This is a genomic window from Phycicoccus flavus, assembly GCF_004025965.2.
Lineage (GTDB): Bacteria > Actinomycetota > Actinomycetes > Actinomycetales > Dermatophilaceae > Phycicoccus > Phycicoccus flavus.
Genome location: NZ_SAYU02000088.1, coordinates 1 through 15,564, shown reverse-complemented (window position 1 = coordinate 15,564; position 15,564 = coordinate 1). Strand labels below are relative to the sequence as shown.

Sequence of the window (15,564 nt, the reverse complement as noted above, 5' to 3'; positions counted from 1 at the left end):
ACGGCGCCCCGGCGTGCAGCCACCCGCACAACCCCAACGGCTCGCCGGGCGGCCTCACCGCCGTGACGACCACCGACGGCCGGTTCACGGCGATGATGCCCCACCCCGAGCGGGTGTCCCGGAACGTCCAGCTGTCGTGGACCTCGGGGGCCGTCGCCGACGAGAGCCCGTGGCTGCGGATGTTCCGCAACGCCCGCGTCTTCGTGGGCTGAGGGCGGGGCGGTCGTGAGCGCCGGGATCGACGACCGCGCCGTCGCCCGGTGGCGCTTCCGCACCCTGCTCCTCGACGGCGCGTCGGCGCCCGACGCCGCGTCCGCGGTGCGGTCGCTGCTGGCCGTCCAGGCCGAGAACCCCGAGCAGACCGGCTGGGCGCTGGCCTCCCGGACCCGCGGGCTCACGCCGGCGGGGCTGCGGGGGCTCCTCGCCTCCGGAGAGCTGGTGCGGACCCACGTGCTGCGGCCCACGTGGCACCTCGTCCACCGCGAGGACCTGCGCTGGCTGCTCGAGCTCACCGGGCCGCGGGTGCGCCGGCAGGCGGCGCGCCAGCTGGACCGCGACCTCGGACTGGACGCGGCAGCGGTCACGACCCTCACGGACGTCGTCGTCCGTGCTCTGACGGACGCGCCGGACCTCACCCGCGAGGGGCTGGCGCGGGCGGTCGCGGCGGCGGGGCACGAGGTGTCCGGCACGCAGCTCATGGTGCTGCTCGTGCACCTCGAGCTCGGGCTGCTCGTCGCCGGCGGGCGGCCCGTCCCGGACGACGGCGTCGGGACGCACACCTACCGGGTGCTCGGCGATGACCTGCCGGCCTCGCCGTACGCCGACCGGGACGAGGCCCTCGACGCCCTCGTCCGGCGGTACGTCGCCGGGCACGGTCCCGTCACCGAGCGCGACCTCGCGTACTGGGCGACGCTGACGCTGGGGGACGTGCGTCGCGGTCTGGCGTCCGCGGGCGCGGACCTCGCCTCGTTCGAGCACGACGGGCGCTCCTTCTGGCACCTGCCGGACCAGGAGCCGCCGCCCCCGTCGTCGGAGCCGCAGGCGCACCTGCTGCACCTCCTCGACGAGTGGTACCGCGGCTACCAGGACTCGCGCCGCGTCGTCGACACCGCCGGCCGGCACCCGGCCGGGCGCGAGCCGTCGATGGGTCTCGCCGTCGTCGACGCCCAGATCGCCGGCACCGCAGCCCGCACCACGCGTCCGGGCCGGGTCACCTTCGAGGTGGCGCCCTACGGGCGGCTCTCGGCGGCCGAGAGACGCGCCCTGGAGGCCGAGGCCCGGCGCTACGGCACCTACACCGGCCGCGACGCCGAGGTCCGCTGGGCGTCCGCCGCACGCTGATCGTCCTGGTGCGCGTGCCGGTCGACGACCGGAGGGGTGCGGCCGCCGGCTCCCGGGTCGTGGGGTCGCCGCCGAGGACGAGGTCTCGTCGCCCCCCGGGTCGCCGACGGTGGGAGCCTCGCCGATGGACCCGGACCCCGGGGACACGGACCGGCAGGACGAGCCGAGGAGCGCGGGAGCGCGGCGTGCCACGGGGCGGACGCAGCGCGAGGGACACGCGCGCCACGGACGTTGCGTGATGACAGGGAAGCTGCTGCGTCGACCTGCAGGTTCGGTGTCACGACCGTCGGCGAACGGGCCGACCCCCCGGGCCCTCGCTGAGCGGACCGCCGGGGGCCGCCTGCACACGGGAGGCCACCGAGATCCGGTACGGGGTTGTCGGCCCATGTCGCGGATACCACCGCGACGCGGGCCGACAACCGCGACCTCACGAGCCCGGCGGGCCCTTCTCGGCGGACGGCGCACCGGGACGGACGAGCGCGCTCATCGTCGAGCCGCGGACCGGGCGGCCCTGCGGTGGGCGACCCGACGACGCCGACCGGTGTGTGCGCGCGGCCCCGGCCGGGTACCGGAGCCTGACCGAGGACACAGACGGACGGAGACGCACCATGAGCACGAGCATCGGCAGCAGGGTCCTGCGAGGAGCGATCGCGGGTGCCGCCGGGACGACCGCGCTCAACGCCGCGACGTACCTCGACATGGCGGTGCGGGGCCGCGGGACGAGCAGCGCGCCGCAGGACACCGTCGAGGCGATGGCCGACAAGGCCGGCGTCGACGTCCCGGGCGAGGGCGACACCCGGGACAACCGGGTGGCCGGGCTCGGCCCGTTGCTCGGGCTGGCGACCGGGATCGGCATCGGGGCGCTGCTCGGGGCGTTCGGCGAGGACCGTCGTCCGGGGTTCGCGGCGACGGCCGCGCTGGCCACCCTCGGGGCGATGGCCGGCAGCGACGCGCCGATGGCGGCCCTCGGGGTCACCGACCCGCGGACCTGGTCGGCGGGGTCGTGGGCGTCCGACGCCGTGCCGCACGCGGTGTACGGCGCCGTCACCGCCCTCGCCCTGGACCTCCTGGACTGAGCGGCAGGCGGACTGGGCACAGCCTCCCTTCAATCGCGGGTGGCCCGGGGGAGTGCGCCGGGTCGGTACCGGGTACCGCACCGGTCATGGACGCATCGATCCGCCTCACCGTCGACGGCACGGAGCACGTGCTCGACGTGGACACCCGCACGACCCTGCTCGACGCCCTGCGGGAGCGCCTGGGCGTCACCTCGGCCAAGAAGGGCTGCGACCACGGGCAGTGCGGCTCGTGCACGGTGCTGCTCGACGGCCGCCGGCACCTCACCTGCCTCGCCCTCGCGGTCGCCTACGACGGCTCCGAGGTCGTCACCGCGTCCGGCCTGGCCGACGGCGAGGACCTGCACCCGGTCCAGCAGGCGTTCCTCGACCACGACGGCTACCAGTGCGGCTACTGCACCCCCGGGCAGGTGTGCTCGGTCGTCGGCATGCTCGACGAGGTGAAGCAGGGCCACGCCAGCCACGTCACCGAGGACCTCGAGGCCGAGCCCGACCTCACCGACGACGAGATCCGCGAGCGGCTGAGCGGCAACCTCTGCCGCTGCGGTGCCTATCGCGGCATCCTCGCCGCGACGCGACAGGCGGCCACGTCGTGAGGGCCGCCGAGTACGTCCGCGCGAGCAGTGCCGAGGAGGCCGTCGGCCTCGTGGCCGGCAACCCCGACGCCGCGTTCCTCGGGGGTGGGACCAACCTCGTCGACCACCTCAAGCTCGGCGTCGCCCGGCCCGACCTGCTCGTCGACGTCCGGCGCCTGCCGTTCGGCGGCGTCGAGCAGCAGGACGGCCCCGACGGCCCGGTCCTGCGCATCGGCGCCGGCGTGCCGAACAGCGACCTCGCCGCCGACCCCGTCGTCCGCGGCCGGCTGCCCGTCCTCGCCCGCGCACTGCTGGCCGGCGCGTCCGGCCAGATCCGGCACCAGGCGACGACCGGTGGCAACCTCCTGCAGCGCACCCGGTGCGTGTACTTCCAGGACGTCACGACACCGTGCAACAAGCGCGAGCCCGGCAGCGGCTGCTCCGCCGCCGGCGGGTACGGCCGCTACAACGCGATCCTCGGCGCCAGCGAGACGTGCGTGGCCACGCACCCGTCGGACCTGGCCGTCGCGCTCGCCGCGCTCGACGCCGTCGTCGTGACCCTCGGGACCGACGGCGAGCGGCGGGTCCCCATGGCGGACCTCCACCGGCTGCCCGAGGACGCCCCCGAGCGGGACACGACCCTCGCCCACGGTGAGCTCGTCACGGCGGTCGAGGTGCCGCTGACCGACGTGGCCCGGCGCTCGACGTACACCAAGGTCCGCGACCGCGCGTCGTACGCCTTCGCGCTCGTGTCCGTCGCGGCCGCCCTGGACCTCGACGGCGACACCGTCCGCGAGGTCCGCCTGGCCTGGGGCGGCGTGGCGCACAAGCCGTGGCGGGCCCGCCGGGCCGAGGAGGCCCTGACCGGCGCCGTCCTCGACGAGGCGGGCATCGAGGCGGCCGTCGCCGCCGAGCTGTCCGACGCCGTCACCGACGACCAGACCGCCTACAAGGTGCCGATGCTCACCGGGGCCACCGTCCAGACGTTGCTCGATCTCGCCGCGGAGGAGACCGCATGACCGCCGACCCCGTGCAGCACACCCCGACCCCCATCCGGGTCCGGTCCGTCGGCACCCGCCTGGAGCGCGTCGACGGCCTGGAGAAGGTCACCGGTCGGGCGGGCTACGCCGTCGAGCACGGCGCCGACGACGGGTTCGACGGCGCCCTCGTGGCCTGGCTCGTCACCTCGACCGTGGCCCGCGGCCGCGTGACCTCGGTCGACACCGCGGCCGCGGCGGCGCACGACGGCGTCGTCGCCGTGCTCGACCACACGAGCGCGCCCCGGCTGGCGGACACCGACGACGGCGAGCTCGCCATCCTCCAGGACCCGCAGGTGCACTTCCGCGGGCAGGTCGTCGCGCTCGTCCTCGCCGAGACCGCCGAGAGCGCCCGCGAGGCCGCCTCCCTCGTCGAGGTCTCCTACGACGTCGAGGAGCACGAGGCCGAGCTCACCGAGGAAGCGGCCACCTACCGCCCCGACTCGGTCAACCCCGCGTTCGACACCGACAGCGACACCGGGGACGTCGACGCCGCGCTCGCCGAGGCGGCCGTCGTCGTCGACGAGGAGTACCGGACCCCGCACGAGCACAACAACCCCATGGAGCCGCACGCCACGACGGCCGTGTGGCGCTCCGACGGCGACGGCGAGGTGCTGGACCTCGTCGACTCCACCCAGGCCGTCCACGGCGTCGCGTCCACCCTGGCGCCGATGCTCGGACTGGAGCAGGACCAGGTGCGGGTGCGCGCGCCGTACGTCGGCGGCGGGTTCGGCAGCAAGGGCCAGCCGCACGCCCACGTCGTCGCCGCGGCGCTGGCCGCCCGGCACGTCTCGCCGCGCCCGGTGCGGCTCGCCGTCACCCGCCAGCAGATGTTCGCCCTCACCGGCTACCGCACGGCGACGATCTCGCGGATGCGGCTCGGGGCGGACGCCGACGGCCGGCTCACGGCGATCGAGCACCGCGTCTTCGAGCAGTCCTCGAAGGTCAAGGAGTTCGCCGAGCAGACCGCCGTGCCCACCCGGATGCTCTACGCGGCCCCCAACCGGCGCACGTCGCACCGGCTGGCCATGCTCGACGTCGCCGTCCCGTCGTGGATGCGGGCACCGGGCGAGATGCCCGGGGTCTTCGCGCACGAGGTGGCGATGGACGAGCTCGCGCAGGCCTGCGGGCTCGACCCGGTCGAGCTGCGGCTGCGCAACGAGCCGGACGTCGATCCCGAGACCGGCAACCCGTGGAACAACCGGCGCCTGCCGGAGTGCCTGCACCGCGGCGCCGAGCGGTTCGGCTGGGCCGGTCGCCCGGCGGAGGCCCGCGCGACGCTCGAGGGCGACTGGTGGGTCGGCACCGGCATGGCCGCCGCGACCTACCCCGCCTACCGCCAGGGCGGGAACGCCGCCCGGGTCACCGCCCTCGACGGTGGCCGCTACGCCGTGGCGATCGGCGCCGTCGACATCGGGACCGGCGCGCGCACGGTGCTCACCCAGATCGCCGCCGACGCGCTGGAGGTCGGCACCGACGCCGTCGACCTCGAGGTGGGCGACACCCGGCTGCCGTCGGCCTCGGTGGCCGGCGGGTCCTCGGGCACCGCGTCCTGGGGGTCGACGATCGTCGCCGCCGCGCAGGCCTTCCGCGAGCGGCACGGCGACGACCCCGGGGCCGGCGCCGAGGTGCTCGCCGAGGCGGCCGACGACCCGCTCGGCACCGACGTCGCCTTCCACTCCTTCGGCGCGGTCTTCGCCGAGGCCCGCGTGCACCGCCGGACCGGCGAGGTCCGGGTGCCGCGGCTGTTCGGGGTCTACTCGGTCGGCCGGGTCGTCAACCCCGTCACCGCGCACAGCCAGCTGGTCGGCGGTCTCGTCATGGGGCTCTCGGCGGCCCTGTTCGAGGAGTCGTGGCGCGACGCCCGCTTCGGGCACGTCGTCACCCAGGACCTCGCGAGCTACCACGTCGCCGCCCACGCCGACGTGCGCGACGTCGACGCCGAGTGGCTCGAGGAGAGCGACGACGCGTTCTCGCCGATGGGCGCCCGCGGCATCGGCGAGATCGGCATCGTCGGCACGGCGGCCGCGGTCGTCAACGCCGCCCACCACGCCACCGGGGTCCGGGTGCGCTCGCTCCCGGTCACCGCCGACCACTTCCTCGGGGGTCGCTGACATGACCGTCGACACCGCCAACCTGCGCCGGGTCGTCGGCGCGTCCGCCGCCGCCGTCGGGGTGCTGCAGACCGCCACCGCCGTCGTCGCCCTCCGCAGGGGCCGGCGCGACTACGCGGACGGGGTGTGGGGACCCGGTCTCGCGGCCGTGGCGCTCACCAGCGCCGCCGTCGGCACCGGCGACCCGTGGCGCCGCTGGGCGCTCGCGGCCGCCACGACGGCCTGGGCCACCCGGCTGGAGACGCTCATGCTGAAGCGGCTGCGCGGGTCGGACGAGGAGGACGAGCGCTACACCGAGTTCCTCGAGGGCGACGGCACGCCCACCGTCGTCGCCAAGGTGTTCGGCACCCAGGCGGTGGCCCAGCTGCTCGTCTCGGCGCCGGTGCAGCTGGCCGCGGCCAGCGCCCTGCCCCGGGGCCGGCGAAAGTGGCTCTTCCCGCTCGGCATCGGCGTCATGGTCGCCGGGGGAGTGGTCGAGGCGCTGGCCGACCGGCAGAAGTCGCGGTTCATGGCCGAGAAGAAGAAGGCGAAGGACGAGGGTCGCGAGGCCCCCGAGGTCCTCGACACCGGGCTCTGGGGTCTGTCCCGCCACCCGAACTACTTCGGCGACTCCCTCGTCTGGGACGGCGCCTGGCTGGCTGCCGCGGCCTCCGCGCCGGCGGGCTGGACGCTGCCCGCGCCGGTCGCGATGTCGTACTTCCTCGTCTACGCGACCGGGGCCAAGCGCACCGAGGACCGGATGGAGGACCGTCCGGCCTACCGCGACTACCAGGACCGGGTGTCCTTCTTCGTCCCGCTGCCGAAGGGCCTGGGCTGAGCGACCGACCGGTCAGCGGCGGCGCCAGGCGTCGCGCTGCGGCGGGACGGGCGAGGCGGCGGCGTCCTCGGCGGTGAACGGGCGGGCGCCGGGCACCTTGCGGGCGACGTCGCGCCCGGGGAGGACGCCGGTGGGCAGGGCGGCCGAGGCGGTGGCCCGGCGCAGGGCGTAGAGGTCGAGCGGCCCGCGCGCGGCGACGAGGACGAGGTTGCCGAAGCGCCGGCCCTTGAGGACCTCGTGCAGCCCGACGAAGGCCGCGTCGCCGACGACCTCCTGCGCGCCCGCCGCCACCCGGGCGGCGTAGCGCAGCCCCGGCTCGTCCGGGACGTTGGCGAGCAGCAGCCCGCCCGGCACGAGGACCCGGGCGACGTCGGCCATCCACTCGCGCGTCGTCAGCCCCGCCGGCACCCGTCCGTCGGCGAAGGCGTCGAGGACGACGAGGTCGGCGCTCGCGTCCCTGAGCGCGGCGACCCCCTCCTCGCCGGTGACGGGCCGCACCCGGATGCGGTGGCCGCGCGGCAGCGGCAGCTCGCGGCGGACGGCGTCGGTGAGGTCGGCGGCGGGCTCCAGGACGATCTGCGGCGAGCCCGGACGGGTGTGCTCGACCCACCGCGGCAGGGTCAGCGCCCCGCCACCGACGTGCGTGACGCGCAGCCGTCCGGCCGGCGCGAGGGCGTCGACGGCGAGAGCGAGGTGCTGTACGTACTCGAACGCGAGGACCGTCGGGTCGTCGACGTCGACGGCGGACTGCGGCTGGCCGTCGAGCAGGACGGTGACGACGCCGTCGTCGTGCTCGAACTCGGGGAGGGCCACGGGGTCCCAGGCTACGGGCGGGGTCGGCGGCGTCGACGGCGCACTCCGGCGAACGCGACGACCGGGCGGCGTGACGTCCCTCGCGCCCGTCGAGCGCCGGAGCGGGGGCCCGACACCCCGCTTCGTCGCCGAGACCCCGGTTACGAACCACGGTCCGGCGGACATTTCGGGGTCACCCCGAAATGTCCGCCGGGGGCGGGTGGGCGCGCGGCGGGGGACGGGCGGCCCGGGGCGACTAGCGTCCTGGTCATGCCTCCCCGTCGCCGCACCGACCCCGGCCTCGGCCTCGCCGCCCTCCGTGCCTGGCACGCCGACCCCGAGGGCACCGACCGGGCCACCCGCGCCGTCGCCGTCCGCTACACCCTCGAGGAGCTCTCCACCCGCGCGCCGGGCAACAGCGTCGAGGTCCGGGTGCCGCCGTACGGGGTCACCCAGTGCGTCGAGGGGCCGCGGCACACCCGGGGGACGCCGCCGAACGTCGTCGAGACCGACGCCGAGACCTGGCTCGGCCTCGTCACCGGCACGCTCACCTGGGCGCAGGCCCTGGCCGAGGGCACGCTGCGGGTCAGCGGCACCCGCGCCGACGTGTCCGCCCTCCTGCCGCTCGTGCGGAGCGGGTCGTGAGCGCGGGCCTGCGGCACGGGGTGTGCCTGCTCACCGACCTGCCGTGGCGCGAGGCCGCGCCGCGCTGGCGGGCGGTCGAGGAGCTGGGCTTCGACCACGGCTGGACCTACGACCACCTCGTGTGGGGCGGCCTGCCGGAGTCGCCGTGGCGCAGCGCGCTGCCGACCCTGGCCGCGGCCGCCGGGCTGACCACGCGCCTCGGCCTCGGCACCTTCGTGTCCTCGCCGAACCAGAACCACCCCTACACCTACGCCCGCGAGGTCGTCACCCTCGACGACCTCAGCGACGGGCGGTTCCTCTGCGGGGTCGGCACCGGCGGCGACCTGGACTCCCGGCTGCTCGGCGGCGACCTCACCCTCGGGCAGCGGGTCGAGCGCTTCCACGAGTTCGTGCCGCTGCTGCGCCGGCTGCTCACCGAGGACCACGTCGACCACGACGGCGCCTGGTACACGACCCGCGACGCCCGCACCCTGCCCGGCCCGACGCGCCCGCCGATCCCGCTGCTCGTCGCGGCCAACGGCCCGCGGTCGGTGCGGCTCGCCGCACGGTACGGCGACGGCTGGGTCACCTACGGAGCGGGCGGCGACACGACGGACGAGTGGTGGGCCGGGGTGACCGACCGGGTCGCCCGGTTCGACAACGCCCTGCACGCGTCCGGCCGCGGGCCCGTCGACCGCTACCTGTCGCTCGACGCCTCGCCGCGCTTCTCGCTGGAGTCGGCGGGGCTGTACGCCGAGATGGCCGGCCGGGCCGGCGAGCTCGGGTTCACCGACGTCGTGTGCCACTGGCCGCGGCCGGACGGCCCGTACGCGGGCGACCCCGCCGTCCTCGAGGAGGTGGCGGGGTCGCTGCGCGGCTGACCGGACGGGAGCCCGGAGCCCGGGGGCTCAGGCGAGCTTGACCACCATGACCGGCTGGGTCGTCGGCTGCTCGGAGCCGCCGTCGGGCTCGACCGTGACGCCGACCTGGTCGGCACCGGTGAGGCTGCCCTCCAGCACCGCGGAGCCGTTGCCGTCGGCCCCGGCGCTGAGGAACCCGGCGGACCGGGCGCCGTCGGCACCGATGTACCAGAGCTGGTAGACCTCGCCCTGCTCGAGCGAGGGCATGCCGGTGACAGTGAGCGCGGACTGGTCGCGGCTGCGGCTGTAGGCCAGCGTCGCCATCGTCTGTCCGGTGTGCTGGGTGACGGTCGTCGCGTCCGCGGCCTGCTCGACCTGCTGGACGGCGGTCAGCGTCGGCTGGTCGGCCGACCACGGCCCCCAGGCGACACCACCGACCGCGAGCACGGCGGCCGCGGCGGCGGCCACGAGCCAGGTCGAGGCGCGGCGGAAGAGCGGGATGACCGTCGCGCCCTCGGTCGTGGCGCCGGCCTCTCCGCCCACCGGGGCCGGACCGACCTCGGGGGCCGGGGTGGCAGGCGGTGTGCTGCCCGGGTGGTGGGCGACGGCGTCCTCTGCCACGTCGTCGCGGACCAGCGGGGGCAGGGGACGGACCTGGGCGATACCGGCGAGCACGGAGGCCCGTAGCGAGGCCGGCGGCGCGTGCTCGACGAGCGAGTCGAGCGCGTGCGCGGTGGCGGACAGCTCGCGGACCTCGGCCTGGCACGACGCGCACACGAACAGGTGGTGCTCGAAGTCCGTGCGTTCGTCGAGGTCGAGGGCGTCGACCGAATAGGCACCGCTCAGGTGGTGCAGATCGGGGCTCATGCCGGTACTCCCAACGTGTCCCGGAGGCGGATCAGTCCGTCCCGGATCCTGGTTTTCGCTGTGCCGAGGGGCAGGTCGAGAAGTCTCGCGACCTCCGTGTGCGTGTAGCCGCCCAGGTAGGCGAGCTCCACGGCGCTGCGCTGCGCCTCGGTGAGGGTCTCGAGGGCCTTGCGGACCCGCTGGCTCTCGAGGGAGATGTGGGCCGCTTCCGCGGTCCCGTCGAAGGCGACGTCGTGGGTGGACGCCGCGTGGGCGTCGTCCCGGCGCCGTGACGCCTCGCTGGACCGCACCCGGTCGACGGCCGCCCGGTGGGCGATCGTCATGAGCCAGGAGAGCGCGCTGCCCTTCGTGGCGTCGAACCGGGCGCTGGTCCGCCAGACGTCGAGGTAGACCTCCTGGGAGACCTCCTCCGACATCGCCGGGTCCCGGACGATCCGCAGCACGAGCCCGTAGATACGACGCGAGGTGGCGTCGTAGAGCCGGGCGAAGGCGTGCTCGTCGCCCCGGGCCGACCGGCGGAGCAGCTCCGCCAGGTCGGGCGCGGCAGCAGCCGCCCCCCCGGGAGCCGGAGTGGGTGGTCCCGAGGAGGCGGCTGGCATGCGGTCCATCATCGCTGACTCAGCCCTTCGGGACGAGGACCTTGTCGATGATGTAGACGGTGGCGTTCGCGGTCTGGACGTTGCCGCAGATCACGGTGGCGCCGCCCGGGTCGACGGTGAAGTCCTCGCCGGAGCCCATGACGTCGATGCTCTTGCCGGAGAGCGTCTTGTGCTCGCCCGCGAGGTCCTCCGGCGTGAGCCGGCCCTCGACGACGTGGTTGGTGAGGACGGTGGTCAGCAGACCCTTGGGGTCGGCCATGGCCGCGTTGAGCGTCTTCTTCGGCAGGGCCTTGAAGGCGTCGTTGGTCGGGGCGAAGACGGTGATGTCCTCGGCCGAGTTCAGCGTGTCGCCGAGGCCGGCCTCGCCGACCGCCGTGACGAGGGTGGAGAGCAGCGGGTTGTTGCTCGCCGCGGTGGCCACCGGGTCGGTCGCCATGCCGTCGAACGAGCCCTTGCCGGAGCTCGGGACCGCGTCGCAGGCCGCGCCGAAGGGCATGTCGCTCGAGGCGCTCTCGGTCATCGACTCCGAGGGGGAGGCGGACGAGCTGGACGGGGCGGACGAGCTGGAGGCGGTGTCGGACGAACCGGCGCCGGTGCTCGTGTCGTTGCTGCCGCAGGCGGCGAGGGTGAGGGGGAGGGCGAGCGCCAGGGCGGCGACCGCCGTTCGGGTGGTACGCATCGGGGTGCTCCTTGCGAGAATGGGGCTGTCTGTCGTCGTGCACATGTGGTTCGTCGTCGGGGCTGGGGTGGATTGCCTGCGGGGCACCTTTTTTGGTGACCGGCGCCACGTCGCGGGCCGTGGGCCGCGGTGGGTCGCGGACCCCGGGCACGGCGGACGGCCGGCCCCCGGGTCGGGGTGCCGGCCGCCTCGGCGCGGGGGCGTCACTCGACGGTGACGACCACGCTGTGCCAGCCCGTCGCGCCCTTGGGGAAGGGCGTCTGGCGCTGCTCGGTCTGGGTGTTGCCGTCGGCGTCCGTGGCCCGGACGACGAGGGTGTGCCGCCCGGCCGAGGCGTCCCAGCGGACGAACCACTGGCGCCAGTAGTCGATGCCGGCGTCGGGGCCGAGCTGCGCGGTCATCCACTCGCCGTTGTCGACGCGCACCTCCACCTTCTCGATGCCGCGCTGCTGGGCCCAGGCGACCCCGCCGATCGTCACCGGGCCGGCCTTCTGGGTGCTCAGCGGCTTCGGGGTGTCGATCCGCGACTCGGTGTAGATCGGGGCGTCGGTCGCCCAGTCCCGGTCGGTCCAGTACGCCTTCTCCTTCGCGTACGTGGTCGCGGTCATCCGGGTCAGCCATTTCGTCGCGCCGACGAACCCGTAGAGACCGGGGGTGACGAGCCGGGCCGGGAAGCCGTGGACCGCGGGCAGCGGCTGGCCGTTCATGCCGACGGCGACGAGCGCGTCCCGGTCGTCCTGGAGGGCCTGGAGCGGGGTCGAGATCGTCATGCCGTCGGTGGAGCGGCTGAAGATCTGGTCGACGCCGTCGCGCACCCCGGCCCGCTCGAGCAGGGTCCGCACCGGGACGCCGAGCCAGCGGGCGCCGCCGACGTAGGGGCCGCCGACCTCGTTGGAGACGCAGGTGAGGGTGACGTCCTTCTCGATCATCGGCAGGGCCAGCAGCTCCGCGTAGGTGAGGGTGAAGGGGTTGTCGACGTCGCCGTCGATGGTCAGGGTCCACGAGCCGGCGTCGACGCGGGGAATGACCAGCGCGGTGTCGATCCGGTAGAAGCGGTCGTTCGGGGTGAGGAAGGAGGAGATGCCCTTGACCTTGCCGTCGAGCCCCGCGGGCATCGGCTTCAGCGACGTCGTCGGGGTGGGCAGCGCGACATCGGGGGCCGAGGTCCCGCGGGCGAAGGCCTGACCCAGCCCGCCACCCGCGGCGGCGACGGCGCCGAGCCCCGCCGCGGCGGCGAGGACCGTGCGGCGGCCGCTCGTCCCGTCGCCGGCGGCGCTGCGGTCGGGACCGGCGCCCGAGGCCGGGTCGGCGGCCGAGGCGCCCGCGCGGTCGAGCATCCCGAGGAACCAGGAGGCGGCGAACACGCCGACGAGGGCGGTGACGAAGCCGGGCAGCAGGTCCACCGGCTGGCTCGTCGGCCGGAAGGCGGCGGCCGCGATGGCCAGCAGGGCCAGGACGCCGACGAGCGCGAGGCCGAGGGTGCGACGGGTGCGGGCGAGCAGCCCGATCCCGGCGGCGATGAGGAGGGTGACGACGGTGACCGAGCCGATGAGGATCGGCTTGTCCGCCGTGCCGAAGGTCGAGACGGCCCACTCCTTGACGGGGGTGGGCGTCGCGTCGATGACCGTCGAGCCGACGGCGAGGACGGGGGAGGCGCTCGGCGACACGAAGGCCGCGACGAGGTGACCGGCCCCGGCGCCGGCGGCGGTCGCGAGGACGGTGCCTCCGGCGTACCAGGCGCGGTGGGGGCGGCGCTGCGGGCCGGCTGTGGGTGTCGTCATGACCGTCGTTCGTCGCGCCGGGGGGCCGCGGATGTCGTGGGCGGGGTCACCCCGTCATCCTCGCCCGCCCGGGCGCGGGGGCAGGACCGGCCGCCGGTTACCGTAAGGAGCGTGACACCACCGCGTTCCCCGCGCTTCCTACGCATCATCGTCACCGGGGCCGTCCTCGGGTTCCTCGCCGGCGCGGTGCTGGCCACCGGCGGCTGGCTGCAGGACGAGAGCTCGGTCCTCACCCAGCAGGGGCAGTACTCGGCGAACACCTCCATCGGCTACCTCGGGCTCCTCGGGGCCGGGCTGATGGCCCTGCTGGCCGCGGTGGTCGCGCTCGGCATCGACTGGTGGCAGCGGCGGTCCTGACCGGCCCCGCGGGCGGCTCACCCGGCCGCCCGTGCGCATCGGCGTGAGAGGATGGGGCACGTGCCACGCGGAGACGGACGCCTGACCCACGACCTGCTCCCCGGCGAGAAGGGACCGCAGGACGCCTGCGGCGTCTTCGGCGTCTGGGCCCCCGGCGAGGACGTCGCCAAGCTCGCCTACTACGGTCTCTACGCGCTACAGCACCGCGGCCAGGAGTCCGCCGGCATCGCGACCTCGGACGGCACGCGGCTGCTCGTCTACAAGGACATGGGGCTCGTCTCACAGGTCTTCGACGAGCGCTCGCTCGCGTCGCTGCGCGGGCACCTCGCCGTCGGGCACTGCCGGTACTCGACCACCGGCGGCTCCACGTGGGAGAACGCCCAGCCCACCCTGGACGGGCACACCGGCTCGACCGTCGCCCTGGCCCACAACGGCAACCTCATCAACACCGCCGAGCTGCGCGACCTCCTGGCCGGGCGCCGGGTCGAGGCGCACCGCGGCGAGATGGCCCGCGGGAACACCACCGACACCGCCATCGTCACCGCCATGCTCACCGAGGACCCCGACCGGTCGGTCGAGGCCGCCGCGCGGGACGTCCTGCCGCGGCTGCGCGGAGCCTTCTGCTTCGTCTTCATGGACGAGGGCACCCTCTACGCCGCCCGCGACCCGCAGGGCATCCGGCCGCTGGTCATCGGCCGCCTCGAGCGGGGCTGGGTCGTCGCGTCGGAGACCGCCGCACTGGACATCGTCGGCGCCTCCTTCGTCCGCGAGGTCGAGCCCGGCGAGCTCATCGCCGTCGACGAGCGCGGGCTGCGCACCCAGCGCTTCGCCGAGGCCTCGCCCAAGGGCTGCGTCTTCGAGTACGTCTACCTCGCCCGCCCGGACACCTCCATCGCCGGCCGCGGCGTCAACGAGTCGCGGGTCGACATGGGGCGCGCGCTGGCCCGGGAGCACCCGGTGGAGGCCGACCTCGTCATGCCGACGCCGGAGTCCGGCACCCCGGCGGCCATCGGCTACGCCCAGGAGTCCGGCATCCCCTACGGCCAGGGCCTGGTGAAGAACTCCTACGTGGGGCGGACGTTCATCGCGCCCTCGCAGACGATCCGCCAGCTCGGTATCCGGCTCAAGCTCAACCCGCTGCGGGACGTCATCAAGGGCAAGCGGCTCGTCGTCGTCGACGACTCCATCGTCCGCGGCAACACCCAGCGGGCGCTGGTGCGGATGCTCCGCGAGGCCGGCGCCGCCGAGGTCCACGTGCGGATCTCGTCGCCGCCCGTGCGCTGGCCGTGCTTCTACGGCATCGACTTCGCGACCCGCGCCGAGCTCATCGCCACCGGCCTCGAGGTCGAGGAGGTGTGCCGGTCCATCGGCGCCGACAGCCTCGGCTACATCTCCGAGGAGGGGATGATCGAGGCCTCGCGCCAGCCCCGCGAGCGGCTGTGCACGGCGTGCTTCACCGGCGAGTACCCGGTGCCGCTGCCAGCCGACGGGCGGGTCGGGAAGGGCGTGCTCGAGCCCGAGCTGCCCTTCGGTGACGCGGCCGGCGGAGAGCCCGAGGGACGCCGGCCGGTCGGTGAGCGGCACCCGCTGCGCTCGGTGCCGGTGCTCGACACCCCGGTGCTCGACGTCGAGGGCGTGTCGACCTCCGCCGGCGGCGGGGCGAGCGACGCCGTCCTGCGTCCCTGACGTCGGCCCGAGCCACACCCGGCCTCGGTCCGAGGACGGGTCAGCGGCGGTCGACCCAGTCGCTCGGCGGGTAGAGCGGGATCTCCCGGGCGGCGTCCGGGTCGTGGCCGTCGTCGGCGCCCCCGGAGGCCGCCGGGGGCCGGCGGTGGCGGCCGACCCAGCGAGGGCCGTCGTCCTCGCTCGGGTGCTCCCAGGAGTCAAAGGGGTCGGCGTCGCCGTCGTCGCGGGGTCGCTCGTCGGCCATGGCCCGGACGTCGTCGTCGGAGTCGACGAGGTCGTGGGCGTCGTCCTGGTCGAACGGCTCCTCCCGGCGCCCCGGGCGTCCCGCCGCCCGCCAGCGGTCGACGTCGTCCGCCTGCACG

Annotated in this window: 17 protein-coding genes; 11 read left to right on the top strand and 6 right to left on the bottom strand. The window is 75.4% G+C overall.

Annotated features, from left to right (window positions below; all coding sequences use genetic code 11):
* The 7 genes from EPD83_RS18305 to EPD83_RS18275 form a co-directional block, all read left to right on the top strand.
* Positions 1 to 212: phosphoribosylformylglycinamidine synthase subunit PurQ (locus EPD83_RS18305; RefSeq protein WP_165566968.1), on the top strand; the 212-nt coding region annotated here is incomplete at its 5' end.
* 13 nt (positions 213 to 225) lie between these two features.
* Positions 226 to 1,341: a winged helix DNA-binding domain-containing protein gene (locus EPD83_RS18300; protein ID WP_128367032.1), complete on the top strand. Its 1,116-nt coding sequence runs from the start codon at positions 226 to 228 to the stop codon at positions 1,339 to 1,341.
* 608 nt (positions 1,342 to 1,949) lie between these two features.
* Positions 1,950 to 2,417: a hypothetical protein gene (locus EPD83_RS18295; protein ID WP_128367031.1), complete on the top strand. Its 468-nt coding sequence runs from the start codon at positions 1,950 to 1,952 to the stop codon at positions 2,415 to 2,417.
* Between the two features lie 86 nt (positions 2,418 to 2,503).
* The gene (locus EPD83_RS18290) at positions 2,504 to 3,010 is read left to right on the top strand and encodes a 2Fe-2S iron-sulfur cluster-binding protein (RefSeq protein ID WP_128367030.1); all 507 of its coding nucleotides are present in this window, start codon (positions 2,504 to 2,506) and stop codon (positions 3,008 to 3,010) included.
* Entirely contained in the window at positions 3,007 to 4,008 is a 1,002-nt protein-coding gene (locus EPD83_RS18285; RefSeq protein ID WP_128367029.1) for an FAD binding domain-containing protein, read from the top strand. The genes EPD83_RS18290 and EPD83_RS18285 overlap by 4 nt, the downstream gene beginning before the upstream one ends.
* Positions 4,005 to 6,140 (top strand): xanthine dehydrogenase family protein molybdopterin-binding subunit, encoded by a 2,136-nt coding sequence (locus EPD83_RS18280; RefSeq protein ID WP_165566967.1) that lies wholly within the window; start codon positions 4,005 to 4,007, stop codon positions 6,138 to 6,140. Before EPD83_RS18285 ends, EPD83_RS18280 begins: the two co-directional genes overlap by 4 nt.
* 1 nt (position 6,141) lies before the next feature.
* Entirely contained in the window at positions 6,142 to 6,957 is an 816-nt protein-coding gene (locus EPD83_RS18275) for a DUF1295 domain-containing protein (RefSeq protein WP_128367389.1), read from the top strand.
* Between the two features lie 12 nt (positions 6,958 to 6,969).
* On the opposite strand, the gene EPD83_RS18270 is transcribed toward EPD83_RS18275, so the two are convergent.
* Positions 6,970 to 7,770, bottom strand: coding sequence for a spermidine synthase (locus EPD83_RS18270; RefSeq protein ID WP_128367390.1), 801 nt, complete (start codon positions 7,768 to 7,770; stop codon positions 6,970 to 6,972).
* Positions 7,771 to 8,019: 249 nt separating this feature from the next.
* Between EPD83_RS18270 and EPD83_RS18265 the strand changes: the two genes are divergently transcribed.
* Both EPD83_RS18265 and EPD83_RS18260 read left to right on the top strand, forming a co-directional pair.
* Entirely contained in the window at positions 8,020 to 8,394 is a 375-nt protein-coding gene (locus EPD83_RS18265; RefSeq protein WP_128367391.1) for a sterol carrier family protein, read from the top strand.
* Positions 8,391 to 9,254 carry an LLM class flavin-dependent oxidoreductase gene (locus tag EPD83_RS18260; RefSeq protein WP_235950711.1) on the top strand — a complete coding sequence of 288 codons (864 nt, stop codon included), beginning with the start codon at positions 8,391 to 8,393 and terminating at the stop codon, positions 9,252 to 9,254. The genes EPD83_RS18265 and EPD83_RS18260 overlap by 4 nt, the downstream gene beginning before the upstream one ends.
* A 27-nt stretch (positions 9,255 to 9,281) precedes the next feature.
* Here the strand turns inward: EPD83_RS18260 and EPD83_RS18255 are convergent, their stop codons facing one another.
* From EPD83_RS18255 to EPD83_RS18240, 4 genes are all read right to left on the bottom strand, one after another.
* A complete protein-coding gene (locus EPD83_RS18255; RefSeq protein WP_165566966.1) occupies positions 9,282 to 10,100 on the bottom strand; it encodes an anti-sigma factor in 819 nt (272 codons plus the stop codon).
* Positions 10,097 to 10,699 (bottom strand): ECF RNA polymerase sigma factor SigK, encoded by a 603-nt coding sequence (sigK, locus tag EPD83_RS18250; protein WP_205859603.1) that lies wholly within the window; start codon positions 10,697 to 10,699, stop codon positions 10,097 to 10,099. Before sigK ends, EPD83_RS18255 begins: the two co-directional genes overlap by 4 nt.
* A gap of 19 nt (positions 10,700 to 10,718) precedes the next feature.
* Positions 10,719 to 11,378, bottom strand: a complete 660-nt coding sequence (locus EPD83_RS18245; RefSeq protein ID WP_128366256.1) for a fasciclin domain-containing protein — start codon at positions 11,376 to 11,378, stop codon at positions 10,719 to 10,721.
* Between the two features lie 203 nt (positions 11,379 to 11,581).
* Positions 11,582 to 13,159, bottom strand: coding sequence for a molybdopterin-dependent oxidoreductase (locus EPD83_RS18240; protein WP_128366255.1), 1,578 nt, complete (start codon positions 13,157 to 13,159; stop codon positions 11,582 to 11,584).
* Between the two features lie 111 nt (positions 13,160 to 13,270).
* Here EPD83_RS18240 and EPD83_RS18235 point away from each other — a divergent pair, with 111 nt between their 5' ends.
* Positions 13,271 to 13,516, top strand: a complete 246-nt coding sequence (locus tag EPD83_RS18235) for a hypothetical protein (protein WP_128366254.1) — start codon at positions 13,271 to 13,273, stop codon at positions 13,514 to 13,516.
* Positions 13,517 to 13,576: 60 nt separating this feature from the next.
* Positions 13,577 to 15,202, top strand: a complete 1,626-nt coding sequence (gene purF / locus EPD83_RS18230; RefSeq protein WP_128366253.1) for an amidophosphoribosyltransferase — start codon at positions 13,577 to 13,579, stop codon at positions 15,200 to 15,202.
* Positions 15,203 to 15,242: 40 nt separating this feature from the next.
* Here purF and EPD83_RS18225 read toward each other — a convergent pair.
* On the bottom strand, positions 15,243 to 15,564 hold a 322-nt coding region (locus EPD83_RS18225; RefSeq protein ID WP_205859602.1), incomplete at its 5' end, for a hypothetical protein.